General features: G+C 67.9%; 22 protein-coding genes and 1 tRNA gene. 14 read left to right on the top strand and 9 right to left on the bottom strand.

Annotated features, from left to right (window positions below):
• Window positions 1–263 precede the first annotated feature (263 nt).
• Window positions 264–476, top strand: a complete 213-nt coding sequence (locus tag GON09_RS03960; protein WP_213930690.1) for a hypothetical protein — start codon at window positions 264–266, stop codon at window positions 474–476.
• A gap of 173 nt (window positions 477–649) precedes the next feature.
• Here GON09_RS03960 and rpsA read toward each other — a convergent pair whose 3' ends face one another.
• Window positions 650–2110: a 30S ribosomal protein S1 gene (gene rpsA / locus GON09_RS03955; protein ID WP_016934980.1), complete on the bottom strand. Its 1461-nt coding sequence runs from the start codon at window positions 2108–2110 to the stop codon at window positions 650–652.
• A gap of 219 nt (window positions 2111–2329) precedes the next feature.
• Here rpsA and GON09_RS03950 point away from each other — a divergent pair, with 219 nt between their 5' ends.
• Window positions 2330–3235, top strand: coding sequence for a class I SAM-dependent methyltransferase (locus GON09_RS03950; RefSeq protein WP_213930689.1), 906 nt, complete (start codon window positions 2330–2332; stop codon window positions 3233–3235).
• A 39-nt stretch (window positions 3236–3274) separates the two neighbouring features.
• Here the strand turns inward: GON09_RS03950 and GON09_RS03945 are convergent, their stop codons facing one another.
• The 4 genes from GON09_RS03945 to GON09_RS03930 form a co-directional block, all read right to left on the bottom strand.
• A complete protein-coding gene (locus tag GON09_RS03945; protein ID WP_280521623.1) occupies window positions 3275–4048 on the bottom strand; it encodes an amino acid ABC transporter ATP-binding protein in 774 nt (257 codons plus the stop codon).
• Complete coding sequence (locus GON09_RS03940; protein WP_213930688.1) at window positions 4045–5031, bottom strand: amino acid ABC transporter permease; 987 nt, start codon at window positions 5029–5031, stop codon at window positions 4045–4047. Before GON09_RS03940 ends, GON09_RS03945 begins: the two co-directional genes overlap by 4 nt.
• Window positions 5032–5042: 11 nt before the next feature.
• Window positions 5043–5936 carry an ABC transporter substrate-binding protein gene (locus tag GON09_RS03935; RefSeq protein ID WP_213934265.1) on the bottom strand — a complete coding sequence of 298 codons (894 nt, stop codon included), beginning with the start codon at window positions 5934–5936 and terminating at the stop codon, window positions 5043–5045.
• A gap of 87 nt (window positions 5937–6023) precedes the next feature.
• Window positions 6024–7094, bottom strand: coding sequence for an isocitrate/isopropylmalate dehydrogenase family protein (locus GON09_RS03930; protein ID WP_213934264.1), 1071 nt, complete (start codon window positions 7092–7094; stop codon window positions 6024–6026).
• Between the two features lie 37 nt (window positions 7095–7131).
• Here GON09_RS03930 and GON09_RS03925 point away from each other — a divergent pair, with 37 nt between their 5' ends.
• From GON09_RS03925 to trxA, 3 genes are all read left to right on the top strand, one after another.
• Window positions 7132–7650 carry a 2'-5' RNA ligase family protein gene (locus GON09_RS03925; RefSeq protein WP_213930687.1) on the top strand — a complete coding sequence of 173 codons (519 nt, stop codon included), beginning with the start codon at window positions 7132–7134 and terminating at the stop codon, window positions 7648–7650.
• Window positions 7651–7921: 271 nt separating this feature from the next.
• The gene (locus tag GON09_RS03920) at window positions 7922–8890 is read left to right on the top strand and encodes a GlxA family transcriptional regulator (RefSeq protein ID WP_374195383.1); all 969 of its coding nucleotides are present in this window, start codon (window positions 7922–7924) and stop codon (window positions 8888–8890) included.
• Between the two features lie 140 nt (window positions 8891–9030).
• Complete coding sequence (gene trxA, locus GON09_RS03915; protein WP_016691445.1) at window positions 9031–9402, top strand: thioredoxin; 372 nt, start codon at window positions 9031–9033, stop codon at window positions 9400–9402.
• 81 nt (window positions 9403–9483) lie between these two features.
• Here the strand turns inward: trxA and polA are convergent, their stop codons facing one another.
• A complete protein-coding gene (gene polA / locus GON09_RS03910) occupies window positions 9484–12207 on the bottom strand; it encodes a DNA polymerase I (protein ID WP_213930685.1) in 2724 nt (907 codons plus the stop codon).
• Window positions 12208–12460: 253 nt separating this feature from the next.
• Here polA and GON09_RS03905 point away from each other — a divergent pair, with 253 nt between their 5' ends.
• Genes GON09_RS03905 through GON09_RS03890 form a run of 4 tightly spaced genes read left to right on the top strand, consistent with a single transcriptional unit; the run spans window position 12461 to window position 16711 of the window.
• The gene (locus GON09_RS03905) at window positions 12461–13831 is read left to right on the top strand and encodes a branched-chain amino acid ABC transporter permease (RefSeq protein ID WP_213930684.1); all 1371 of its coding nucleotides are present in this window, start codon (window positions 12461–12463) and stop codon (window positions 13829–13831) included.
• A 3-nt stretch (window positions 13832–13834) separates the two neighbouring features.
• Window positions 13835–14824, top strand: coding sequence for a branched-chain amino acid ABC transporter permease (locus GON09_RS03900; RefSeq protein ID WP_213930683.1), 990 nt, complete (start codon window positions 13835–13837; stop codon window positions 14822–14824).
• On the top strand, window positions 14817–15845 hold the full coding sequence (locus GON09_RS03895) for an ABC transporter ATP-binding protein (RefSeq protein ID WP_213930682.1): 1029 nt from the start codon (window positions 14817–14819) through the stop codon (window positions 15843–15845). Before GON09_RS03900 ends, GON09_RS03895 begins: the two co-directional genes overlap by 8 nt.
• A 47-nt stretch (window positions 15846–15892) precedes the next feature.
• The gene (locus GON09_RS03890) at window positions 15893–16711 is read left to right on the top strand and encodes an ABC transporter ATP-binding protein (RefSeq protein WP_213934263.1); all 819 of its coding nucleotides are present in this window, start codon (window positions 15893–15895) and stop codon (window positions 16709–16711) included.
• A 40-nt stretch (window positions 16712–16751) separates the two neighbouring features.
• On the opposite strand, the gene GON09_RS03885 is transcribed toward GON09_RS03890, so the two are convergent.
• Entirely contained in the window at window positions 16752–18083 is a 1332-nt protein-coding gene (locus GON09_RS03885) for an ABC transporter substrate-binding protein (RefSeq protein ID WP_213930681.1), read from the bottom strand.
• A 186-nt stretch (window positions 18084–18269) separates the two neighbouring features.
• Window positions 18270–18884 carry an ANTAR domain-containing response regulator gene (locus GON09_RS03880; RefSeq protein ID WP_213930680.1) on the bottom strand — a complete coding sequence of 205 codons (615 nt, stop codon included), beginning with the start codon at window positions 18882–18884 and terminating at the stop codon, window positions 18270–18272.
• A 108-nt stretch (window positions 18885–18992) separates the two neighbouring features.
• On the opposite strand from GON09_RS03880, the gene GON09_RS03875 reads away from it, so the two are divergent.
• The 3 genes from GON09_RS03875 (at window position 18993) to lexA (ending at window position 20443) form a co-directional block, all read left to right on the top strand.
• A tRNA-Leu gene (locus tag GON09_RS03875) sits at window positions 18993–19066 on the top strand.
• Window positions 19067–19172: 106 nt separating this feature from the next.
• Window positions 19173–19703, top strand: a complete 531-nt coding sequence (locus GON09_RS03870) for a hypothetical protein (RefSeq protein WP_213930679.1) — start codon at window positions 19173–19175, stop codon at window positions 19701–19703.
• 77 nt (window positions 19704–19780) lie between these two features.
• Window positions 19781–20443 carry a transcriptional repressor LexA gene (gene lexA, locus GON09_RS03865; protein WP_213930678.1) on the top strand — a complete coding sequence of 221 codons (663 nt, stop codon included), beginning with the start codon at window positions 19781–19783 and terminating at the stop codon, window positions 20441–20443.
• Between the two features lie 12 nt (window positions 20444–20455).
• On the opposite strand, the gene GON09_RS03860 is transcribed toward lexA, so the two are convergent.
• Window positions 20456–21289 carry a hypothetical protein gene (locus GON09_RS03860; RefSeq protein ID WP_213930677.1) on the bottom strand — a complete coding sequence of 278 codons (834 nt, stop codon included), beginning with the start codon at window positions 21287–21289 and terminating at the stop codon, window positions 20456–20458.
• Window positions 21290–21475: 186 nt separating this feature from the next.
• On the opposite strand from GON09_RS03860, the gene GON09_RS03855 reads away from it, so the two are divergent.
• Together GON09_RS03855 and GON09_RS03850 are read left to right on the top strand one after the other, a co-directional pair.
• Window positions 21476–22048 (top strand): hypothetical protein, encoded by a 573-nt coding sequence (locus GON09_RS03855; RefSeq protein ID WP_060652914.1) that lies wholly within the window; start codon window positions 21476–21478, stop codon window positions 22046–22048.
• 187 nt (window positions 22049–22235) lie between these two features.
• Window positions 22236–23318, top strand: a complete 1083-nt coding sequence (locus tag GON09_RS03850) for an ABC transporter ATP-binding protein (RefSeq protein WP_213930676.1) — start codon at window positions 22236–22238, stop codon at window positions 23316–23318.
• The last annotated feature ends 3 nt before the right edge of the window (window positions 23319–23321 follow it).

Raw genomic sequence — 23321 nt, 5'->3', positions numbered from 1 at the left:
CGAAAAGGGGTGTGCCGTAGAGCCTCTCCGGGTCGTGTCCGTGCGGGTGCCCGTCGGGCATCCTGTGGTCGAGACCAGCGTCCGGAGCACCCGCAGGATCACACACCGATCACGGCGGGGTCACGGGGCGGTCGCAACACCACTCGGCGACCGGACACACCCCCTCCCACCTGGGGTAAATGCGCAGAATTCGCCGGGCTGTCCGATATCGTCGTTGCGAAGCGTCCGTCCCGGCTCGTCCGGAGCATTCGAGAAGGCAGGCCATGCGATCCTCCACCTCCACCACAGGTCGGCATCGCCTCGGCATGGAAAACGGTGTTCACTGCATCCTCATCCCCGAGGTTGCTGCCGCCCTCGCCGAGCACCGGCGGAACTGGTTCACCGCGCTGCTGACGAACGCGCGCCACAGCCACGCGGCGATGCGCAAGCGAGCGACGGCTCTGCCCACGCAGTGGGCCACTCCTGCCGTGGGCTGAGCTCGCCGTGAGCTGAACGCCCGCCTACCGAAGTCCAGACAACCGACCCCCTCCGTTCCGGAGGGGGTCGGTCTCGTCATGTCCCGGAACGACTGCGCGCCCGGCGCAACGATTCCCCGGAACGCGGACGGCCCCGCACCGAATGGTGCGGGGCCGTCCGTGGGAACGATATGTCAGGCGTTGCCCGACAGCTTCTCGCGCAGAGCGGCGAGCTGGGCGTCGCTCGCGAGCGATCCGCCGGTGGTCTCCGGAGCCGCCTCGGCACCCGACTCGGACGAGTAGTTGCCACCGGACACGCCGGCCGCAGCCTCGGCAGCCTCGTCGGCAGCCATCTTCTCGATCTGAGCGGTGTGCATCTTGTGGCGGCGCTCGGCCTCCGCGTAGCGGGACTCCCACTCCTCACGCTGCTTCTCGTAGCCCTCGAGCCATTCGTTGGTCTCGGGATCGAAGCCCTCGGGGAAGATGTAGTTGCCCTGCTCGTCGTAGCTGTCGGCCATGCCGTACTTCGACGGGTCGAACTCGGCGGTGTAGTCCTCGTTCGCCTGCTTCAGCGACAGCGAGATACGACGACGCTCGAGGTCGATGTCGATGACCTTGACCATCGCGTCGTCGCCGACCGCAACGACCTGGTCCGGAACCTCGACGTGGCGCTCGGCCAGCTCGGAGATGTGGACGAGGCCCTCGATGCCCTCCTCGACGCGGACGAACGCGCCGAACGGAACGAGCTTGGTGACCTTGCCCGGCACGATCTGACCGATCGCGTGGGTGCGGGCGAACTGACGCCACGGATCTTCCTGCGTGGCCTTGAGCGACAGGGAGACGCGCTCGCGGTCGAGATCGACGTCGAGAACCTCGACGGTGACCTCGGTGCCGACCTCGACGACCTCGGACGGGTGGTCGATGTGCTTCCAGGACAGTTCGGAGACGTGCACGAGGCCGTCGACACCGCCGAGATCGACGAACGCGCCGAAGTTGACGATGGAGGACACGACGCCCTTGCGGACCTGGCCCTTCTGGAGCTGGTGCAGGAACTCGCTGCGGACCTCGGACTGGGTCTGCTCGAGCCATGCGCGGCGCGACAGGACCACGTTGTTGCGGTTCTTGTCGAGCTCGATGATCTTGGCCTCGATCTCCTTGCCGACGTACGGCTGGAGGTCGCGGACGCGACGCATCTCGACGAGCGAGGCGGGCAGGAAGCCGCGCAGGCCGATGTCGAGGATCAGGCCGCCCTTGACGACCTCGATGACGGTGCCCTTGACGGCCTCGTCCTTCTCCTTGAGCTCCTCGATCGTGCCCCAGGCGCGCTCGTACTGCGCACGCTTCTTGGACAGGATCAGACGGCCTTCCTTGTCCTCCTTGGTGAGAACAAGAGCCTCGACCTCATCGCCCACCGACACGACCTCGTTGGGGTCGACATCGTGCTTGATGGAGAGCTCGCGGGACGGGATGACGCCTTCGGTCTTGTAACCGATGTCGAGCAGCACCTCATCGCGATCGACCTTGACGATGGTGCCCTCGACGATGTCGCCATCGTTGAAGTACTTGATCGTGGCGTCGATGGCGGCGAGGAAATCCTCGGCGGAGCCGATGTCGTTGACGGCTACCTGCGGCGAGGTGACGGTGGTGGAGGCCATGTGTTGAGTTGCTCCGGACGGGTTGATAGTCGGTTGGTCAAATTCGGTCGGGCACGTGAATCACCCACTGCGATACGGCGATGTGTGAGTCACGGCGAGTTCCTCGCTCGGCCCTGGAGCCGAACTGCGGACACTCGCGATCACCAGGCTACGCGCTTCGAGGGGACCCGGGCAAACCGATATCGTGGTCCGTCCTGCCGACCCGTTAGGCTCACGCACATGTCGGGCTCCGCGAACACCCCTTCCCCAGACTTTTCCGGCGACCCGGACGGGACCGACGAAGCCACGCGACACGCGAACGCGGAGACCGTTCTCGGCGAGACCCGGCCCACCCGCACCCGCCTCGGCTCCCTCGAAAGCGAACGCGCGAACCGGGTGTGGTGGGACGCCGACGCCGAGGACTATCACCGCACCCACGGCGAGTTCCTCGGCGTGGATTCGACCGACGGCGAGTTCGTGTGGTGCCCGGAGGGACTGCACGAGGCCGATGTGCAGTTGCTCGGCCCGGTCTCCGGACGCGACGTTCTCGAACTCGGATGCGGTTCGGCCCCGTGCGCCCGCTGGCTGGCGGGGCAGGGCGCCCGCGCGGTCGGACTGGACATCTCCATGGGGATGCTGCAGCGCGGGCGCGCGGCGATGGCCGCCTCCGGCCCGGCGGTTCCGCTCGTACAGGCCGGCGCCGAGAACCTGCCCTTCGCCGACGCCAGCTTCGACGTCGTGTGCTCGGCCTTCGGTGGGGTGCCCTTCGTCGCCGATTCCGCCCGGGTGATGCGCGAGGTCGCGCGGGTGCTGCGCCCCGGCGGACGATGGGTGTTCTCCGTGAACCACCCGATGCGGTGGATCTTCCCCGACGACCCGGGCGAGCAGGGCCTGGTCGCGATGTTCCCCTACTTCGACCGGACCCCCTACGTGGAGGTCGACCCGACGGGTCGCGCGACCTACGCCGAGCACCACCGCACGGTGGGCGACCGGGTGCGCGAACTCGTGGCCGCCGGGCTCGAGGTCTACGACATCGTCGAACCCGAGTGGCCCGAGCATCTCGATCGCGAGTGGGGGCAGTGGAGTCCGCTGCGCGGATCGATCTTCCCGGGCACCGCCATCTTCTGCAGCCGCAAACCCGCCTGACCCCGACCCACGACCCACGCCGGCTTCAGGGTTCGGCCTTCACAGCAGCCGGGACAGGAACTCCCGGGTGCGGCTCTCCTTCGGGTCGGCCAGGACCTTGCGGGGATCGCCCGCCTCGACGACGACACCGCCGTCCATGAAGACCAGCTGGTCTGCGACCTCCCGGGCGAAACCCATCTCGTGCGTCACGACGACCATCGTCATACCGCCGGCCGCGAGATCGCGCATCACCGCGAGCACCTCGCCGACGAGTTCGGGGTCGAGAGCCGAGGTGGGCTCGTCGAACAGCATGAGCTTGGGATCCATCGCGAGCGCGCGGGCGATCGCCACACGCTGCTGCTGGCCACCCGAGAGCTGCGCGGGATAGGCGTCGACCTTGTCGGCCAGCCCCACCCGGGCGAGCAGATCGCGGGCCTTCTCGACCGCCTGGCCGCGCTTGACCCTCTTCACGAGGATCGGCGCCTCGACGACGTTCTCCAGCACGGTGCGGTGCGGGAACAGATTGAAATGCTGGAAGACCATGCCGATGTCGCGACGCTGCTTCGCGGCGGCACGCGGGTGCAGTTCGTACAGTTTCGAGCCGCGCTCGGCGTAGCCGACGAGATCACCGTCGACGTACAGGCGACCGGCATCGACGCGCTCGAGGTGGTTGATGCACCGGAGGAAGGTCGACTTGCCCGATCCGGACGGGCCGATCAGACAGGTCACCTGGCCGCGTCCGACCTCGAGCGAGATGCCCTTGAGCACCTTCACGGCGCCGAAGCTCTTGCAGACCCGGTCGGCCCGCACCATCGGCGTGTCGACGGACGTCATATGCGTTCCTCCCCCGGTGCGCCGGGCTTCGGCGTCGGCTTGCCGGCCTCGGTGACCGGTGCGTTCTGTGCGTCGGCGAGTGCCTGCAGCTGACGGGCGGTGAGCTGCCGGGTCAGGCCCTTCGAGTAGTGCCGTTCGAGGTAGTACTGGCCGATCATGAGCAGGCTGGTGATCGCGAGGTACCAGGTCGCGGCGACGAGGAGCAGCGGGATCGGCTGGAAGTTCGCACCCGAGATGTCGCGGGCGCGGCCGTACAGCTCGAGGCTGTAGGGCACGGCGGCGACCAGTGAGGTGGTCTTGAGCATGCTGATCAGCTCGTTGCCGGTGGGCGGGATGATCACCCGCATCGCCTGAGGAAGGACGGTACGACGGATCGTCTGCGACCACGACATGCCGAGCGCGGTGGACGCCTCGAGCTGTCCTTCGGGCACGGAGGTGATGCCGGCGCGCACGATCTCCGCCATGTAGGCCGCTTCGTTGAGCGCCAGGCCGATGACGGCGAACAGGAACGCCGCGTTCAGGCCCTGCACGTCGATGTGGACGAACTGGTGGACGAACGGGATTCCGAGGTCGATCTGCTTGTAGATCGACGGGAACAACCCCCACAACACGAGTTGCACGTACACGGGGGTGCCGCGGAAGACCCACAGGTACAGCCACGCCACCGAGCGCAGCACGGGATTCGGGGACAGGCGCATCACCGCGAGCACCACGCCGAGGAGCACGGCGATGAGCATCGCCAGCACCGTCAGCTGCACGGTCTTCCAGGCGGCCGCAGTGATGCGGGCGTCGAACAGGTACTGGGCGTAGATGTCCCATCGGTAGGCCTCGTTGGTGGCCGCTCCCCAGGCGAACAGCCCGAGTGCGATCAGGACGATTGCGCCGGAGATCCATCGCCCGGGATGACGCAGGGGTACTGCGCGTATCGGCTCCGGTTCGTTCGGTCGCTGTTCCGCGGGTCTCGCGGACGTGGACTCGCTCATGGTTCCCTTTCTCAGCTCGTCGCGCCGTTGATCTGCGACGTGGTGATGGCGCCGTCCTCCATGCCCCAGCGCGCGATGATCTCGTCGTACGCACCGGAGTCGATGAGGTACTGCATCGCCTGCTGCAGTACGGGACCGAACGGCGAGCCCTTGGCGACGACGAATCCGTAGGGCGCAGCGTCGAAGACCTCACCGGCAGGCTCGAGTCGTCCCTCGCTGCGGGAGATGACGTACGCCGTGACCGGCGAGTCGGCGGACAGTGCGTCCACCCGGCCGAGGATCAGGGCGTTGGCGGCCTCGTCCTGGCTGTCGTACTTGACCTTGTCGATGGGCGGCAGCCCGCGGGCGACGCACTCCTCGCTCTTGGCCGGGACCTCCTCGAGGTCCTCGATCGTGGTGGTCTGCACCGCCACCCGCAGTCCGCACGCGTTGGCGGGGTCGACGGATTCGCCGGTGCGCTGCGCCCACTGCACCCCGGCGCTGTAGTAGGTGACGAAGTCGACCGATTCCTCGCGTTCCTTGGTGTCGGTGAACGACGACGAGCCCATCTCGAACGTGCCGGCCTGGACGGCCGGGATGATCCGGTCGAAGTCCGCTTCGTTGAGCACCGCCTCGAGTCCGAGGACGTCGCCGAGGGCCTGGACGAGTTCGACACCGAAGCCGACGATGGTCCCGTCGTCGTCCTTGAACTCGTTGGGGGCGTACGGGACGTTCACCCCGACGTCGAGGGTTCCGCCGTCGGCGATGTCGGGTGGCAACCGGTCGGCGATGGCGTCGACCTTCTCGACGCCGACCCGGTCGCCGGGCGGGACGGTCGATTCGGTGTTCACCACGCACCCGGTCGCGAGGGCGAGCACCGCGACTCCCCCCGCCAGCCGGCTCAGGATCCGGGCGCCACCACGCACCCACGAGGTCGCGCGGCGGGTGTGCACTGCTCGATTCACAGTCGAACAGTATCCAACCCGGGAGGGGGGCGAATGCAAACCCGAAGCTCAGGCCCCGAGGCGAGCGACGACGGCGGCGGTGAACTCGTCCGTCGAGGCGGTACCACCGAGATCGGCGGTGGCGACACCCGCCGCGACCGTCGCGCGTACCGCGTCCTCGATGTTGCGGGCAGCGGCGGAGAACTCGATGTCCGCTCGGGCACCGAGGCGGTCGAGAAGCATGGCGGCGGAGAGGATCAGCGCGATCGGATTGGCGCGGCCCTGCCCGGCGATGTCCGGTGCGGCGCCGTGCGCGGCCTGAGCCATCGCCTTGGTACGCGACGCGTTGATCGACGCCGCGGTGCCGAGCGAGCCGGAGAGTTCGGCGGCGAGGTCGGACAGGATGTCACCGAACATGTTCTCCGTCACGATCACGTCGAAGTCGGCGCCGCGGCGCACGAGCAGCGCGGCCATCGCGTCGACGTGCTGGTCGTCGACGGCGACGCTCGGGTAGAGGCGTCCCACTTCCTGGCACACGTCCCGGAACAGTCCGGTGGTGCGGGAGAGCACGTTCGCCTTGTGCACGATGGTGACACGCTTGCGGCGACGCGACGCGAGGTCGAAGGCGGTGTGCGCGATGCGTTCACAGGCCGCGCGGGTGATCACCCCGACCGCGAGCGCGATGTCGGGTGTGGGCATGAACTCGCCGCTGCCGACGGCCATGTTGCGGTCGGCGTAGAAGCCCTCCGTGTTCTCCCGGACGACGACGAGGTCCATCCTCGGCGAGACCGACGCCACCCCGGGCAGCGCGCAGGCGGGCCGGATGTTCGCGTAGAGGTCGAAATGTTTGCGGATCCGTCCGCCCGGGGTGAGCTGCCCCCGGAACTCGGGTGGGTAGGAGGCGCTGTCGTGCGGGCCGAGGATCCACACGTCGAGCTCGGCGAGGGCGTCGAGGGTCTCCTGCGGCAGCGGACTGCCGTGGGTGTCGATGGCGGTGGCGCCCACCGGCAACGGGACCCAGTCGATCGCGACTCCCCCGACTGCTGCGACGGCGGTGTCGACGACCCTGCGGGTCGCCGGCACGATCTCGAGGCCGATGCCGTCTCCCTCGAGAAGTCCGATGCGGTGGCGCTGAAGCATTGCGGTGTCGTCGGTCACCCGGCCATCATTGCCTACCGTGGTCCAGTCGGTGGAACTCCTCCTCGACACCCCGCTCGACGCGGCGGTGCGCGACGAGTGGACGCGCCTGCTCGAGGCAGGCCTGCACAGTCAGGCGCGCGTCCGTTCCGAATCCAACCGTCCGCACGTCACGCTGTTCGTCGCTCACGCCGTGCCACCCGAACTCGAGGACGCGGTGCGTGCCGCGATCACGGTCCGGCGGATCACTGTCCGGCTCGGCGGTGTGGTGATCTTCGGCGGCCGGTACGCGACGCTCGCCCGCACGGTCGTGCCGTCGATCGACCTGCTCGAACTCCAGGCGCGGGTGTTCGAGTCACTGGCGGAGTGCCCGGGGATTCCGGCGCACATCCGGCCGGGCGAGTGGACACCGCACGTCACCCTGGCACGGCGGGTGCCGGCCGCACGGGTCGGGGCGGCAATCGTGGCGGCGCAGACACCGGAACGGCAGCTGTCCGGGTCGAGCGCGGGTGTGCGGCGCTGGGACGGCGACGCCAAGCGGGAGTGGTTGCTCACCTGAGCGCGGTGAGGGGCGGGGTTCAGAAGCGGTAGTCGCCGAACTGCGTCACTTCCCGATGGGTGTCGGGCGTGCGACCGGTGAGGGCCAGCACGTCGAGGAGCAGGAAGGTCGTCAGGAGAACCAGGACCGTCAGGATCATGCTTCGAGCATGCTGCGTCGGAGCCTGCCTCGACAGTGGCAGAATCGTCGGAGAACCTCGATTTTCTGCCATCGCGCTGTCACACTGGATACCGTGTCCGGAACACCTCGAATCACCGGCCGGCTCGAGAAGGTGGTCGTCCCCCTCCTCCCCTACGTCGAGACGTTCGAACTCGGCGTGGCGTGCGAGGTGTTCGGGTTCGACCGCTCCGACGACGGCCTGCCCACCTACGACTTCCACCTCGTCGCCGCGACCACCGAGCCCGTGCACACCCGGTTCGGCTACACCATCGAAGTGCCTCACACGCTCGATCTGCTCGACGACGCCGATCTGATCCTGCTGCCGGCGGTGAACAGCGAGGGCATCGGGCTCGACGACGAGCGCCTCGAACCGCTGTTCGCGAAACTGCGCGCAGCCGTCGATCGAGGCGCGCGCGTGGCGAGCATGTGCACCGGCGCGTTCATCCTCGGCGCGGCCGGGCTACTCGACGGGCGCCGCTGCACGACCCATTGGATGCACGCCGATCGTCTCGCCCGGATGTACCCGACAGCACAGGTCGACCGGGACGTGCTCTACGTCGACGACCGGTCCGTGCTCACCGCCGCAGGCACCGCGGCCGGCATCGACCTGTGCCTGCACATCGTGCGCACCGTGCAGGGAGCGCAGGTCGCCAACACGATCGCCCGGCGCATGGTCGTACCGCCGCATCGCGACGGCGGACAGGCACAGTACGTCGCGATGCCGCTGCCCGAATGCAAGGACGAGTCGCTGGCGCCGCTGCTCGACTGGATGAGCGCACATCTCGATCAGGAACTCCCCGTGGCCGCCTTGGCCCGGAAGGCACACATGTCGGCACGCACGTTCGCGCGTCGTTTCGTCGCCGAAGTCGGGGCCACCCCCGCCCGCTGGCTCCGCGACCAGCGGGTACTGGCCGCCCAGCGGCTTCTCGAGGAGACGGACCTTCCCGTGGACGTGGTGGCCGACCGTGTCGGGTTCGGCACCGCCGCGGTGCTGCGTCAGCATTTCCTGCGGCTGCGGCAGACCACACCGCAGGCCTATCGCCGAACCTTCCGTCGCGCCGTCGAGCCTGTAGGCGTGTGACGCATCCGTCGATTCGCCCGTCTCGACGCGTCCCCCGAAGCGGTGCCGTCACGTAGCGTGGGCGAAAGGAACACGTGACGGGAAGAAACAACGGCGGCCGGATGTTGGACCCGTCGACACGCCCGACCGAAAGGATTTCCGTGGCAACCAAGGCTCTCACTCAGCAGGACTTCGACGAGGTCGTCACGAGCAACGACATCGTGCTCGTGGACTTCTGGGCCGACTGGTGCGGCCCGTGCAAGCAGTTCGCGCCCACCTTCGAGGCATCCTCGGACAAGCACCCCGACGTCGTGCACGCGAAGGTCGACACCGAAGCCGAGCAGGCCATCGCGGCGGCGGCGAACATCCGCTCGATCCCCACGATCATGGCGTTCCGCGAAGGCATCCTCGTCTACAACCAGGCCGGCGCTCTTCCGCCTGCCGCCCTCGAGGATCTCGTCTCGCAGGTGAAGAACCTCGACATGGACGATGTGCGCAAGCAGATCGCGGAGGCTCGCGCCGAGCAGGGCTGACCCACTCGCGTCGACGGCGCCCGCCCCCGGAATTCCGGGGGCGGGCGCCGTCGTATGTGCGTCTCGGTGTTCCTGTAGGGCTCAGTGTGCGGCGGCGTCCCAGCTGCGGCCGTAGCCGACCGAGACCTCGAGCGGCACCGACAGCTCGATCACCGAATCCATCTTGTCGCGCACGAGCGCCTCGACCTGCTCGCGTTCGGATTCGACCACCTCGAGCACGAGTTCGTCGTGCACCTGCAGCAGCATCCGCGACCGCAACCCGGCCTCGTTCAGCGCCTTCTGCACGTCGATCATCGCGACCTTGATGATGTCGGCGGCCGTGCCCTGGATGGGGGCGTTCAGCGCGGCGCGCTCGGCGATCTCCCGGCGCTGCCGGTTGTCGCTGTTGAGGTCGGGCAGGTACCGCCGGCGGCCGTACAGGGTGGACGTGAAGCCGACCTTGCGGGCCTCCTCGACCACGTTGTAGAGGTAATCGCGCACGCCGCCGAAGCGGGTGAAATAGGCCTCCATGTGTTCGCGGGCGTCGTCGGTGGAGATCTTCAGCTGCTGGGCCAATCCGTAGGCGCTCAGCCCGTAGGCGAGGCCGTAGGACATCGCCTTGACCCGGCGACGCAGCTCCGGGGTGACCTCCTCGAGCGGCAGCCCGAACGCGCGCGACGCCACGAAGGTGTGCAGGTCCTCGCCGGTGCGGAAGGCCTCGATGAGCCCCTCGTCGGCCGACAGGTGCGCCATGATGCGCATCTCGATCTGGCTGTAATCGGCGGTGAGCAGCACGTCGAAGCCGTCGCCCACGACGAAGCCGTCGCGGATCCGGCGACCGGCCTCGGTCCGCACCGGGATGTTCTGCAGATTCGGCTCGGTCGACGAGAGCCGGCCCGTCGCCGCGACGGTCTGGTTGAAGGTGGTGTGGATGCGGCCGTCGTCGGCGACGGACTTGATCAGCCCGTCGACGGTGGTCTTCATCTTGGTGTGCTCACGGTGCGCGAGCAGGTGTTCGAGGAAGGGGTGGCCCGTCTTGTCGAACAGGTTCTGCAGCGCGTCGGCGTCGGTGGTGTAGCCGGTCTTGGTCTTCTTCGTCTTCGGCATCTCGAGCTCGTCGAACAGCACCACCTGCAGCTGCTTCGGCGAACCGAGATTGATCTGCTTGCCGATGACCTCGTAGGCGGCGTTCGCGGCCGCGGCGACCTGGGCCGCGAATTCGGACTGCAGGTCGTGCAGGTGCGTCGCGTCGACGGCGATGCCGGTGGCCTCGAGGTCCGCAAGGACCTCGAGCAGAGGCAGTTCCATCTCGGTGAGCAGCCGCACCGACTCGATGTCGCCGAGTTCGGTGTCGAGGGCCGCGGCGAGGTCGACGACGGCGCGCGCCGCGAGGATCTGGGCCTCGGCCGCCTGTGCGTCGGCCGCGTCCTCGTCGTCGAGCAACGAGAGTTGTTGCGCCCCGGACTCTTCCACCCGAAGCTCCCGCTTGAGGTAGCGCAGCGACAGGTCGTCGAGCTTGAACGAGCGCTGCCCGGGCCGCACCAGATAGGCGGCGAGCGCCGTGTCGCTGGTGATGCCGGCGAGCAACCAGCCGCGACCGCGCAGCGCGTGGATGGCGGGCTTCGCCTCGTGCACCGCCTTCTCCACCGCAGGATTTGCGAGCCATGCAGCGAGGGCGTTCTCGTCCTCGGGGGTGAGCGCCACGGTGCTCACGTAGGCACCCTCGCCGTCGGCCCCGGCGACGGCGATCGCGGTCGCGTCGCCGCCGTAGGGGGTGCCGGTGCCCACCACGGCGAGTCCGTGTCGTCGGCCCGCCGGAGCGTGTTCGGCCAGCCAGTCGCCGAGAGCACCCGGCTCGACGATCCCGCCGCGCACCTCGAAGCCCTCCTCGGCCTCGGGCTCGGCCGACGAGAGCGTCTCGAACAGCCGGTCGCGCAGCACCTTGAACTCGAGATCGTCGAAGAGGCGGTGGATCCGGTCGCGGTCCCACGGGGCGAGCGCGAGCTGCTCGGGGGCGTAGGGCACCGCCACGTCGCGCACCATCTCGGTGAGCTGACGGTTGAGCAGCACGTTGGACAGATTCTCGCGCAGCGCGTCTCCGGTCTTCCCGCGTACCTCGTCGACCCGGTCGACGAGTCCGCTCAGGCTTCCGTACTCGCGGATCCACTTCGCGGCGGTCTTCTCGCCGACACCGGGGATGCCGGGCAGATTGTCGCTCGGGTCGCCGCGCAGCGCCGCGAAGTCGGGATACTGCTCGGGGGTGAGCCCGTACTTCTCCTCCACCGCCTCGGGGGTGAACCGCGTCAGGTCGGAGACGCCGCGCCGCGGGTACAGCACCGTGATGTCGCCGTTGACGAGCTGGAGCGCGTCGCGGTCGCCCGTCACCACGAGCACCTTGAAGCCCTGGGCATGCGCCTGCGTGGCGAGCGTGGCGATGATGTCGTCGGCCTCGTAACCCTCGATCGCCATGACCGGGATACCCATCGCGCCGAGGACGTCCTTGGTGAGGTCGATCTGGCCCTTGAAATCGTCGGGCGCGGCGCTGCGCTGGGCCTTGTAGGCGGCGAACAGTTCGGCACGGAAGGTCTTGCGGCTGACGTCGAATGCCGCCGCGACGTGCGTGGGCTGTTCGTCGCGCAGCAGGTTGATGAGCATGGAGGTGAACCCGTAGACCGCGTTCGTGGTCTGCCCGCTGTGGGTCTTGAAGTTCTCGGCGGGCAGCGCGTAGAACGCGCGGAACGCGAGCGAATGGCCGTCGAGGAGCAGCAGGGTCGGGCGGTCGTCGGTGGCCGCGGTGGACGTCGCGGAAGTGGATGCACGGGTCACGCGTGCCAGTCTAGGGACCGTGGGCGACAGCGTCGGCCACACCGCCCGACCTGCGTCCCGCCGCCATCTGCGAACGCTCGTCGACCGAAGAAACGAGACCGAAACGTCCGGGTGATCCAATTTTTCCCTCGAGCCGCGTCGCAGCCGATAGAGTCCCCTGTCACGACACCGTAGTCCGGTGTCATCCCTGTTCGGATGACACCTCGGGCGCGGTGCCGCGCTCGATGACAGCGCACCGACCGGGAGGACCTGCGTGGCCCCAACCTCGGGATGTCGGCGACCACCGACGTCGACACTCCGCCGATCGGTCCGCGCCGCACTCGTCACGCTCGCGAGTGTCCTGTTCGTCCTTCTCGGCGTCGGATTCTCCTCCGCGCAGGATCCCCCGGATCCACCTTCGCCGCCCGCGAACACGGCACCGGCGTCCCCCGGCGAGGAGTCCGCGGAGGGGGTGACGGTCCGCGGCACACTCAACAACGCCGGTGAACGCCTCGACGGCGTCGTCGTCCGTGCGACGACCAGTGGCGGCGAGGTGGTCGCCGAAGCCGAGTCGGCCGACGGCGGACGTTGGGAACTCACCGTCCCGCCGGGCACCTACGTCTTCGACATCGACACCGAGAGCCTGCCCGACGACGTCACCGTCCAGACCTCCGTCACCCGGGAAGTGGCGCCGGGACAGGCCAACACGGTGATCTTCTCGTTCGGAGAGGCACGCACCGGCTCGACGGTCGCCTGGAGCGAGACGCTGGTGCGCACGATCGTCGACGGTCTGCGTTTCGGCCTGGTCATCGCCATCGCAGGGGTGGGCCTGAGCCTCATCTTCGGCACCACGGGCCTGACGAACTTCGCCCACGGCGAGTTGGTGACCCTCGGGGCGGTCGCGGCGTGGATCTTCAACGTCACGCTCGGCGTCCACTTGATACCCGCCACGATCCTGGCGGTGATCGTCGGCATCATCATCGGCCTGCTCAACAACACGCTGATCTGGGCTCCGCTCCGGCGGCGCCGCACCGGCCTGATCGCTCAGCTGGTGGTCTCGATCGGCCTCGCGATCTCGTTGCGGTATCTCATCCTGGCCTTCTTCTCCGACCGCACACAGCCCTTCGACGACTACCAGGCCCAGCAACAGCTGGTATGGGGGCCGATCGCGATCACACCGGTCAACCTCGCGTGCATCGTGATCAGCCTCGTGGTGCTCGTCGGGGTGGCCCTGCTGCTGCAGCGCACCCGGATCGGCAAAGCCATGCGCGCCGTGGCCGACAACCGCGACCTCGCGGCGTCATCGGGGATCGACGTCGAACACGTCATCCGTTTCGTGTGGGGGCTCGGCGGCGGACTCGCCGCACTCGGCGGTGTGCTCTTCGGCCTGTCGGAGCTCGGAGGGCGCGTGCAGTGGGAGATGGGCTTCAAACTTCTCCTGCTGATGTTCGCCGGCATCATCCTCGGCGGCCTCGGTACCGCCTACGGCGCGCTGGTCGGATGCGTGGTGGTGGGCCTCCTCGTCCAGCTGTCCACCCTCCTGATCAACCCGGACCTGAAGTACATCGGCGGTCTGCTCGTACTCATCGTGATCCTGGTCATCCGCCCCCAGGGCATCCTCGGCAGTCGGACAAGGATCGGTTGACCCATGGATCTCGTTGCGGTACTACAGGTTTCCTTCGCCCAGCTCATCGGCCCGTCGGCGATCTTCTACGCCCTGCTCGCGATCGGGCTGAACCTGCACTACGGTTACGCCGGCCTGCTGAACTTCGGGCAGATCGGCTTCGCGCTGCTGGGCGGTTACGGCGTGGGCATCATGACCGTCACCTACGACCAGCCGTTGTGGGTGGGCATCCTCGTCGGCCTCGCCCTGGCAGGTGTGCTCGCCCTGGTCCTCGGCATCCCCACCCTGCGGTTGCGCGCCGACTATCTCGCCATCGCCACGATCGCCGCGGCGGAGATCCTGCGCTTGGTGTTCCGCTCCACCGCATCCGACTCCGTGACCGGCTCCACCCGCGGCCTGTGGGGATTCGCCGACCCGTTCACCTCTCTGAGCCCGTTCGACTCGAGTCGCCAGTACAACCTGCTCGGCATGCGGTTCTACGGCGACGACCTGTGGGCGATGGTCGTCGGATGGACGCTCGTGCTGCTGCTGTGCGGCCTGGTCTATCTCCTCTCCCACAGTCCGTGGGGGCGGGTCCTCGAAGCGGTGCGCGAGGACGAGGACGCGGCCCGGGCGCTGGGCAAGAACGTCTTCGCCTACAAGATGCAGGCCCTGGTGCTCGGCGGCATGATCGGTGGTCTCGGCGGTATCTTCAACGCGCTGCAAACCAAGTCGATCAACCCCGACTTCTACTCGACGGCGCAGACGTTCTTCGCGTTCGGCGCGCTCATCCTCGGCGGGGCGGGAACGGTCTTCGGACCGGTGCTCGGTGCGATGGTGTTCTGGTTCCTGCTCACCCTCCCGGACGCCTTCCTGCGTCAGGCGATCGCGGGACCCGACCCGCTGCTACCCCTCACCGAACAGCAGGTCGGCGCGATGCGGTACGTACTGCTCGGCGTTCTCATCGCGGTGATGATGGTCTTCCGGCCACAAGGCATCCTGGGAAGTAAGCGGAAGGTGCAACTCGATGCCTGACACGATCCGACCCGACCCGCAGACGTCCCGGACGATCCTCGGCGCGGACGAACGCGCCGCCCTGTTCGCCGGCGTCCCCCGCACGCCCGGTGCCGCCAAACCCGACCCGATCCTCGTCGTCGACGACCTGTGCCGCACTTTCGGGGGACTCAAGGCCGTGGACGTGGGCCATCTCGAGATCCAACGCTCGTGCATCACCGGTCTGATCGGCCCGAACGGCGCCGGCAAGACCACCCTGTTCAATCTCCTCACCGGTTTCGACCGGCCCGACACCGGCACGTGGGCGATGGACGGCGTCCGGCTCGGCCGACTTCATCCCCATCAGGTGGCACGCCGCGGGATCGTGCGCACCTTCCAGCTCACCAAGGCGTTGTCGAAGATGACCGTCCTCGACAACGTCCGCCTCGGCGCCCGGCACCAGACCGGGGAGCGCATGGCCGGTGCGCTGCTGCCGTGGACGTGGCGCCGGCAGGAACGCGAGATCACCGCACGCGCGCACGAACTGCTCGACCGCTTCGGGCTGGCGGCGAAGGCCGAGGACTTCGCCGGTTCGCTGTCCGGTGGCCAGCGCAAACTGCTCGAGATGGCACGGGCGCTGATGACCGAGCCGACCGTCGTCATGCTCGACGAGCCGATGGCCGGGGTCAATCCGGCGCTCACGCAGAGCCTGCTCGGGCACATCAAGACATTGCGCGACGACGGGACGACGGTGGTGTTCGTCGAGCACGACATGGACGTCATCCGCGACATCTCCGACTGGGTGGTGGTGATGGCGCAGGGTTCGGTGATCGCGGAGGCACCACCGGAGGCGTTGTCGTCCGATCCCGCCGTGGTCGACGCCTATCTCGGCAGTCATCACGATCAGGCACTCGAATTCGACGACGACGGCAATCCCGTGGGCGCGACCGCCGAACTCGCCGACGCCCTCGCCGACGCGGAGGCGCAGACCCTCGAAGCCGGAGGCGACCTGTCCGATGCCGCGTCGACGGACACGACGGCGAGAACACTGGAGAAGCCGTGAGTGAAAACATCCCTCCTACGCCCACCGAGACGACACCCGCCGAGGCGATACCCACCCGAACCACGCCCACCGGGACCACGCCGGCCGAGCGTGCGGCGTCCCCGGAGGAGCATGCCCGCCTCGCCACCGACGCACTCCTGCGCGCCGACGACCTCGTGGCCGGTTACTTCCCCGGGGTGGACATCCTGCGCGGCTGCAACTTCTACCTGCGCGACGGAGAGATCGTGGGCATCATCGGTCCGAACGGAGCCGGCAAGTCCACTCTGCTCAAGGCGTTGTTCGGTCTCATCCCCATCCGCAGCGGTACCGTCACGCTGGGCGGGGACCCGATCACGTCGGCGCCCGCGCACGTCCTCGTGCGCAAAGGGATCGGCTACGTGCCGCAGACGCAGAACGTGTTCCCCTCGCTCACCATCGAGGAGAACCTCGAGATGGGGATCTATCTGCGCCCCAAGGCGTTCGAGAAGCAGTTCGAGCGGGTGGCGTCGCTGTTCCCGCTGCTCGCCGAGCGCCGGAAGGTCAAGGCGGGGGCGCTGTCCGGCGGTGAGCGCCAGATGGTCGCGATGGGCCGGGCGTTGATGATGGAGCCGTCGGTGCTGCTCCTCGACGAGCCGTCGGCCGGACTGTCTCCGATGTTCCAGGACGAGGTCTTCATCCGCTGCAAGAAGATCAACGCCGCGGGGGTCTCGATCATCATGGTCGAGCAGAACGCACGGCGCTGCCTGCAGATCTGCGACCGCGGTTACGTTCTCGACCAGGGCCGCAACGCCTACACCGACACCGGCACGAATCTCATGCACGACCCGAAGGTCGTGGAACTGTATCTCGGTACTCTCGCCGGCAGCCGGGAGAAGCCGAAGGGGTGACCGCCCACCGGCGGCCACCCCTTCGCTCACGACCTGCCGGTCACTCCCCGACCACGATGTAGTCCTCGGTGGTCAGCGTGTTGTCGGGACCGAACACGAGTCGGCCGTACGACCCCACACCCGGTTCGCCCGCGTCCACGAAGGTGAGTTCGCCGGTGGCACCGTCGTAGTCGATGTCCTCACCCGCACGGAGAAGGTCGAGGCACTGCTGGTAACTGGTGCACTTCGCCCCGTCACGGGTCACCGAGTTGATGTTCGCGGCGATGTCCACCCCGGCGGTCGATCCTGCCTGCACGGCGGCCAGCGCCGAGACCACTACCGCGTCGTACGACTCACCGGCATAGTTGAAGTCGATCAGACCGGGATCGACGCCGAGCAATCGCTGCTGGAACTCCTGCCCGGTGTCGGTCAGCGGTGTGGTGCCGGCCATGCCGTCGAGCAGTCCCTCGGCGACGTTCTCGCCCAGCGCATTACCCATGTTGCCGTCGACGCCGAACACCGCTGTGCCGTCGGACGGGCCGATGCCCACCTCGTGCATGCGGGTGATGATCTTCGCCGACTCCTCGAACCCGATGAGCGCCACCGCATCCGGTCCGAAGTTGACCACCTGGTCGACCTCCGCGTTGAACGACTGCGCGTTGGGGTCGTAGATGATCTTCTGGATCTGGTCCTCCGGGATACCGGCGTCGACGAGGTTGCTCACGGTGTTCTCGGCGAGGCCGGTGCCGTACGGATCGTTCAGCGCCAGGATCGACACGCGCTGCGCTCCGTCCTCGGCGATCAACTGCGCGAGCGCCTGCGCCTGGAGCACGTCGGTGGGGGCGGTACGGAAGTACAACCCGCGGTCGGGATAACAGACGAACTGGTCGGACGTGTTCGCCGGCGAGAACTGCACGACGCCGGCGCTGACGATCTTGTCGATCACCTTGAGCGAGACCGACGACGAGGCTGCGCCCACGATCACCTGGGTGCCGCTGGCGAGGTGCCGGTCGACGGTGGTGTTCGCGGTATCGGTCGTCGTGTCGCCGGAATCGCCGGGGAACAGTTCGACGGGTTGGTCGAGAACTCCACCCGCGGCATTGATCTCGTCGACGGCGAGTCGGACGGCGGCGACCTCGGGCGGTCCGAGGAAGGCGAGGCTGCCGGTCTCGGGGAGGATCGTGCCGATCTTCAGCGGTCCCGTGGCGGGAGTCGCCCCTGCTGTGGCCTGTTGCGGTTCGCAATCGGTCTCGACGGTCGTCGCGGCCGCCGATCCCTCGTCGCCGGCCGACGTGCCGGACGTCGAATCGTCACTGTCCGAACTGCACCCGGCGAGGGCGAGCGTCGCAGCACCGAGTACCGCTACGGCGCGGACCAGAGTCCGTCTTGCCATTCAACTCTCCTTCGAACGCCTGACACCGCATCCGGCGGATTCCGGATGTGGTCGAAACATAGCGGTCGGAAGGACCCCGCGAACCGGGCCGAAATCCTTGTGATACGACCGTTATCTGCGGGGCGGAGATTTGATGTGGCGGTAACACGGCACAGCGCCGTGAGCACGCGAAACCGGTTCGGACAGCTACTCGGTGGTGTCGTTTCCGAGGGTCTCGAGAACCACCACGGCGACCTGCTTCATGGTGGTGCGGCGGTCCATAGCTGCCCGCTGGATCCACCGGAACGCTTCCGGCTCGGTCATCGCGTGCTTCTCCATGAGCAGACCCTTGGCCCGGTCGACGAGTTTGCGGGTCTCGAAGCGCTCGTTGAGGCCCTGCACCTCGCGCTCGAGTTCGCGCAGTTCGGAGAAGCGACTCACGGCCACCTCGATGGCGGGCACGAGATCGCTCTTCGAGAACGGCTTGACGAGGTACGCCATAGCGCCTGCGTCGCGGGCGCGTTCGACGAGTTCGCGCTGGCTGAAGGCTGTGAGAATGACCACAGGGGCGATGCGGCGCTGTGCGATCTCGGACGCGGCGTCGATGCCGTCGCGTCGCGGCATCTTGACATCCATGATCACCAGATCGGGACGGAGCTCGTCGGCGAGCTCGACGGCGCGCTGTCCGTCGCCGGCCTCGCCGACCACCTCGTAGCCCTCTTCCCGCAGCATCTCGACGAGATCGAGCCTGATCAGGGCCTCGTCTTCCGCTACGACGACCCGACGCGGAGTTGGTGTGCTGTCGTGCGGCGCGGAGGTCATGGTCGGGCCTTCCCCTCGGTACTGGCGGTCCCCGGTGCGGGGGTGGAACGTAAGAAGGGTACCGGTGCGCGCCCGCTTCGCCCGATCCTCTACAGTGGTGTCCGCAACGCCCCCGTATCCCAATTGGCAGAGGAAACGGATTCAAAACCCGTCCAGTGTGAGTTCGAGTCTCACCGGGGGCACCGCCTTTCGCTTCTCGGTCGGCCCATTTCTCGGCCGGCGCCGCGCGGTCCGCACGAAGCCGGCCGCCTCCCGCCGATTCCTGCTTCCCTGTCGTAATGTTCCGACGTGAGTATCTGGATTCTTGTCGTCGTTGCACTCGTCACCGGGACGGTGGCGTGGGCAGCCGTACGCCTGTCGCGCGAGCTGGCCCGCAGAAACCTCCGGATCCGGATCGCAGCCGATCTCGCCATCTACAACGAACTCGGCGACGAGTTCCGGAAGCGTCCGGTCCGCGAGAGCATCGATGCCCGGCTGTGGCATCTGGCGGCCCAGTCGATGCCGTTGCCACCGGGATCGCGCCCGAAGCCTCGGGTGCGCCGGATCCTGGCTCTGGCCGGAGTCGTGCTCTTGGTCGTCGGCGCCCTCGTGTTCCTGGAGCTCGTCCTGAACATCCGGGAGGACGACTCGGTCCGGGTGGCCCTCGCGCTGCTGGGCGGCGCCCTGGTCGGATTCTCGATTCCGGCCCTGTCCGCCGATCCGGCGGAGGTGCAGGACCGGCAGCTCATCCGTGCGTTGAGGGAACGCCGCGCGATGGAGCAGCTGCAGAACGGACCGGGCTCCGCCGGTACTCCCCCGGACCTGGCGGAGACCGCGTAGCGGTGCCGGCTCCGCTCTCTCGTCCGGTCCGCCGCCCGCAGCGGACCGAGCCCGTCTCGCCCACTACGATTCGCCGGGTGACCGGTTACGACGATTTCGACATGTTCGGGGGCCTCGACCCCGCTTCCCTGCCGCTGCGCCAGCAGCAGATCCTGGCTGCGATCCGGGACTGGATCGTCGCTCAGGGGTCGTCGCCGAGCACCCGTCAGATCGCCGAATCGGTGGGTCTCCGGTCGACGTCGACGGTGTCGAAGCATCTCGCGAGCCTCGAAGAGAAGGGCTTCCTGCGCCGCGGCAGCGCCGTCGCCCGACAGCTCGACGTGCGCCCGTTCCTCGGCGCAACCGGTGGGGAACGAGCGTCCGACGACACCGTGACCGTGCCGGTCGTCGGCGACATCGCGGCGGGCGCACCGATTCTCGCCGAGGAGCACACCGACGACCTGCTCACACTCCCCCGCGATCTGGTGGGCTCCGGCACCGTCTTCGCGTTGCGTGTGCGCGGCGATTCGATGGTCGATGCGGCGATCTGCGACGGCGACACGGTGGTGGTTCGGCGGCAGCACGAGGCCCACTCCGGTCAGATCGTCGCGGCGATGATCGACGGCGAAGCGACGGTCAAGGTGTATCGACGCCGGTCCGGTCACGTCTATCTCGAACCGCGGAACTCCGCCTACCCCGTCCTCGACGGTGACGAGGCGATCGTGCTGGGCACGGTCGTGTCCGTCATGCGCCGCATCTGATCGTTGTCGTGGTCAGCCGCAGATCGGATCGGTGACGACCGGCGGCAGTCCGTCGAGGAGGTCCTGCGCGGGTGCTCCCAGGAGGGGATCGCCGGCGAGCAGACCGAGCGGCGGGCAGTCCTGCAGCCGAGGACCGGGTTCCGGTCCGGGCGGCACCCCTTCGGTGAATGCGCCGAGGACATGCTCGGACAATTGTGCGGCAGAGCCGTAGGTCGACGCCGCGACGGAGAAGTCGGGACCGAACGAGGCGGAGGCGTGGAACGAGCGGTCGTCGCTCCATCCCCATTTCGTGCCGATGACACCGGCGATCAGCGCCGTGCCGTAATCCTGCGGATATCCGTCGGCCGCGGTGTCGTAGGCCGAGGCCATCGCGGCGAGCACCGGTGAACCGGGATCGGTGCGTTTCTTCGTCTCGAGATAGGTGACCATGTCGTGCGTCGACGTGGTGCCGACACCCCAGTAGCCGGGCACGTAGGTGTCGGTGAGTCCGAATTCCGCTGCGATCGAGGAGATCGCCTGCGGGTATTTCGCGTGCAGACGGTCGGCGATCGCATCGTTCGACGACCGGATCATCTCGGTCGCGTCGGCATGGTCCGCGGGCTCGCCGGAGGTGAGGACGTACTCGGCCAGGTACAGCTTGACGATCGACACACCGGCGCGGGACTCGTGTTCGTTCGCGGTGCCGGCGCGCAGACCGCTCGGGGTGTGGGCGAACGAGATCTGTGTACTGCTCGGGGCGGCGATTGCGCCGCTGTCGTCCACGATCGGAGCGGGCGCTGCGGAGGCGAGGTGACCGCCGAAGGCGGTGATGGTGGCTACGGCGAGGACTGTCGCAATCGGGCGCATGACGGCGATTACCCCGAAGTCGGCGCTCCGTAACGGCTGCGACCTGCGCTCGACCGTTCCTGTCGGTAGCCCCCTCTAGAGTTCTGCCGTCCGGGGATCGCTCCGGACCCAGCGATACGAAACGGATCCGCCATGCCGATGCCCGCCATGCCGCCCACACATCGATCGTGCCGGCCTTCCCTCCCGATGCGATCTGCTCGTGGACTCACCACACGGGCCACCATATGTAGAACGACGATCCCGTTCGGGCGCGACAGCGACGGCACACCCGTCTCGTGGGATCTCTCCGCCGGACGACACCTGCTGATCCAACGCGACGAGCGCCGCTCGGCGCCCAGCGTGTCGCTCGATCTGATCGCCATGACGACGCTGACCGGCGACACCCATGATCTGGTCGTCGTCGACCCCCACCGTCGGCATCGCTGGCTCGGAGGATCGGCCCCGCTTCCCTCGGGGCCGAGCTGCTGGGCTACGACCGCCGAGCAGATCACCCGTGTCGTGGCCGCACTCGATTCACCGATCGTCGGACCCCCGCGCGTGCTCCTCGTCGCCGACCTTGCGGCAGCGGTCGCGGCGCTCGACGACGAGGGACGGGAGCGGCTCGCCGCGATCGCGACCGGCGCAAGCGAACGGCAATTGCTGCTCGTCGCCACCACCGCGGATACGAATTCCCGCTGGTATCCCGCCGGTCTCATCGATGCGTTCGACGACATCGTTGCACGACGAGGTGCGGGCCGACCGGCGAACACCGCTCGCTGATCGCGTGACGTGCTCGGGGTCCCGGTGCTCGAACGGTCCCCCGCACACTCCTCTCGCACGGTCCACATCCCGTTCGGATCGACGCTGCCTGTCGTTCACGGAGACCCGATGTGATGCATCGGTCCGTCTCGGACGTCTCTTCACTTCGGATCGTCGGGCACGTTCCTGCCCGTGAGAGGAATATTTCGTGGCAACAGTTACTTTCGACGGCGTCACCCGGCACTATTCCGGCGCGCCCCGTCCCGCGGTCGACGGGCTCGACCTCGACATCGCCGACGGCGAGTTCCTCGTGCTCGTGGGCCCGTCCGGTTGCGGCAAGACGACCTCATTGCGCATGCTCGCCGGTCTCGAGGAAATCGATGCGGGGCATCTGTTCATCGGCGACACCGACGTCACCGATGTCGAGTCCTCGCGACGCGACATTGCGATGGTCTTCCAGAACTACGCGCTCTATCCGCACATGACCGTCGCGGACAACATGGGATTCGCCCTGAAGATCGCCGGGGTCTCGAAGGACGAACGCACCCGCCGCGTGACGGAGGCAGCGCGCATGCTCGATCTCGAACAGCATCTCGGGCGTAAGCCCTCCGCACTGTCCGGTGGACAACGTCAGCGGGTGGCGATGGGACGCGCCATCGTCCGCAATCCGCAGGTCTTCCTCATGGACGAGCCGCTGTCGAATCTGGATGCCAAGCTGCGTGTGCAGACCCGGAACGAGATCTCGCGGCTGACACGCCGTCTCGGCGTCACCACCGTGTACGTCACGCATGACCAGGTCGAGGCGATGACGATGGGCGACCGTGTCGCAGTGCTCGACGGAGGGCTCCTGCAGCAGGTCGACACCCCGCGCGCGCTCTACGAACGTCCGGCGAACCGGTTCGTCGCCGGGTTCATCGGATCACCGGCCATGAGTCTGTTCGATCTGCCGCTCGTCGACGGTGGCGTCGACTTCGCGGGTACCGTCGTTCCGGTGGAGCGGACGGTCTCGAGAGCGGTCACGAGCGGGCAGGTCACGGTGGGTGTTCGACCCGAATCCGCGCATCTCACCGGGGATTCCGACGGTGTGGACATGATCGTCGATGCCGTGGAGGTTCTCGGTGCCGATGCCTATCTGTACGGACGGGTGACCGGTGCGGAGTACTCGTACCCGCTCACCGTGCGCACCGACGGAAACAATCATCCTGCGGTGGACACGACGGTGCGCGTGCGTCCGGATGCGTCGGCGGTGCACCTCTTCGATGGGGTCACCGGTCGTCGGCTGAGCGCATAGACC

The organism is Rhodococcus sp. B50, from assembly GCF_013602415.1.
In the GTDB taxonomy this organism is placed as follows: Bacteria; Actinomycetota; Actinomycetes; order Mycobacteriales; family Mycobacteriaceae; genus Rhodococcus.
The sequence above is the reverse complement of the archived record's forward strand: the minus strand, read 5'-3'. Positions and strand labels throughout refer to the sequence as shown.

What these genes read in the sequence shown, in the direction of transcription:
- GON09_RS03960 (WP_213930690.1), top strand. Translation starts at nt 264, where the DNA reads ATGCGATCCTCCACCTCCACCACAGGTCGGCATCGCCTCGGCATGGAA.
- rpsA (WP_016934980.1), bottom strand. Translation starts at nt 2,110, where the DNA reads ATGGCCTCCACCACCGTCACCTCGCCGCAGGTAGCCGTCAACGACATC.
- GON09_RS03950 (WP_213930689.1), top strand. Translation starts at nt 2,330, where the DNA reads ATGTCGGGCTCCGCGAACACCCCTTCCCCAGACTTTTCCGGCGACCCG.
- GON09_RS03945 (WP_280521623.1), bottom strand. Translation starts at nt 4,048, where the DNA reads ATGACGTCCGTCGACACGCCGATGGTGCGGGCCGACCGGGTCTGCAAG.
- GON09_RS03940 (WP_213930688.1), bottom strand. Translation starts at nt 5,031, where the DNA reads ATGAGCGAGTCCACGTCCGCGAGACCCGCGGAACAGCGACCGAACGAA.
- GON09_RS03930 (WP_213934264.1), bottom strand. Translation starts at nt 7,094, where the DNA reads ATGCTTCAGCGCCACCGCATCGGACTTCTCGAGGGAGACGGCATCGGC.
- GON09_RS03900 (WP_213930683.1), top strand. Translation starts at nt 13,835, where the DNA reads ATGGATCTCGTTGCGGTACTACAGGTTTCCTTCGCCCAGCTCATCGGC.
- GON09_RS03895 (WP_213930682.1), top strand. Translation starts at nt 14,817, where the DNA reads ATGCCTGACACGATCCGACCCGACCCGCAGACGTCCCGGACGATCCTC.
- GON09_RS03885 (WP_213930681.1), bottom strand. Translation starts at nt 18,083, where the DNA reads ATGGCAAGACGGACTCTGGTCCGCGCCGTAGCGGTACTCGGTGCTGCG.
- GON09_RS03880 (WP_213930680.1), bottom strand. Translation starts at nt 18,884, where the DNA reads ATGACCTCCGCGCCGCACGACAGCACACCAACTCCGCGTCGGGTCGTC.
- GON09_RS03860 (WP_213930677.1), bottom strand. Translation starts at nt 21,289, where the DNA reads ATGCGCCCGATTGCGACAGTCCTCGCCGTAGCCACCATCACCGCCTTC.
- GON09_RS03855 (WP_060652914.1), top strand. Translation starts at nt 21,476, where the DNA reads ATGCGATCTGCTCGTGGACTCACCACACGGGCCACCATATGTAGAACG.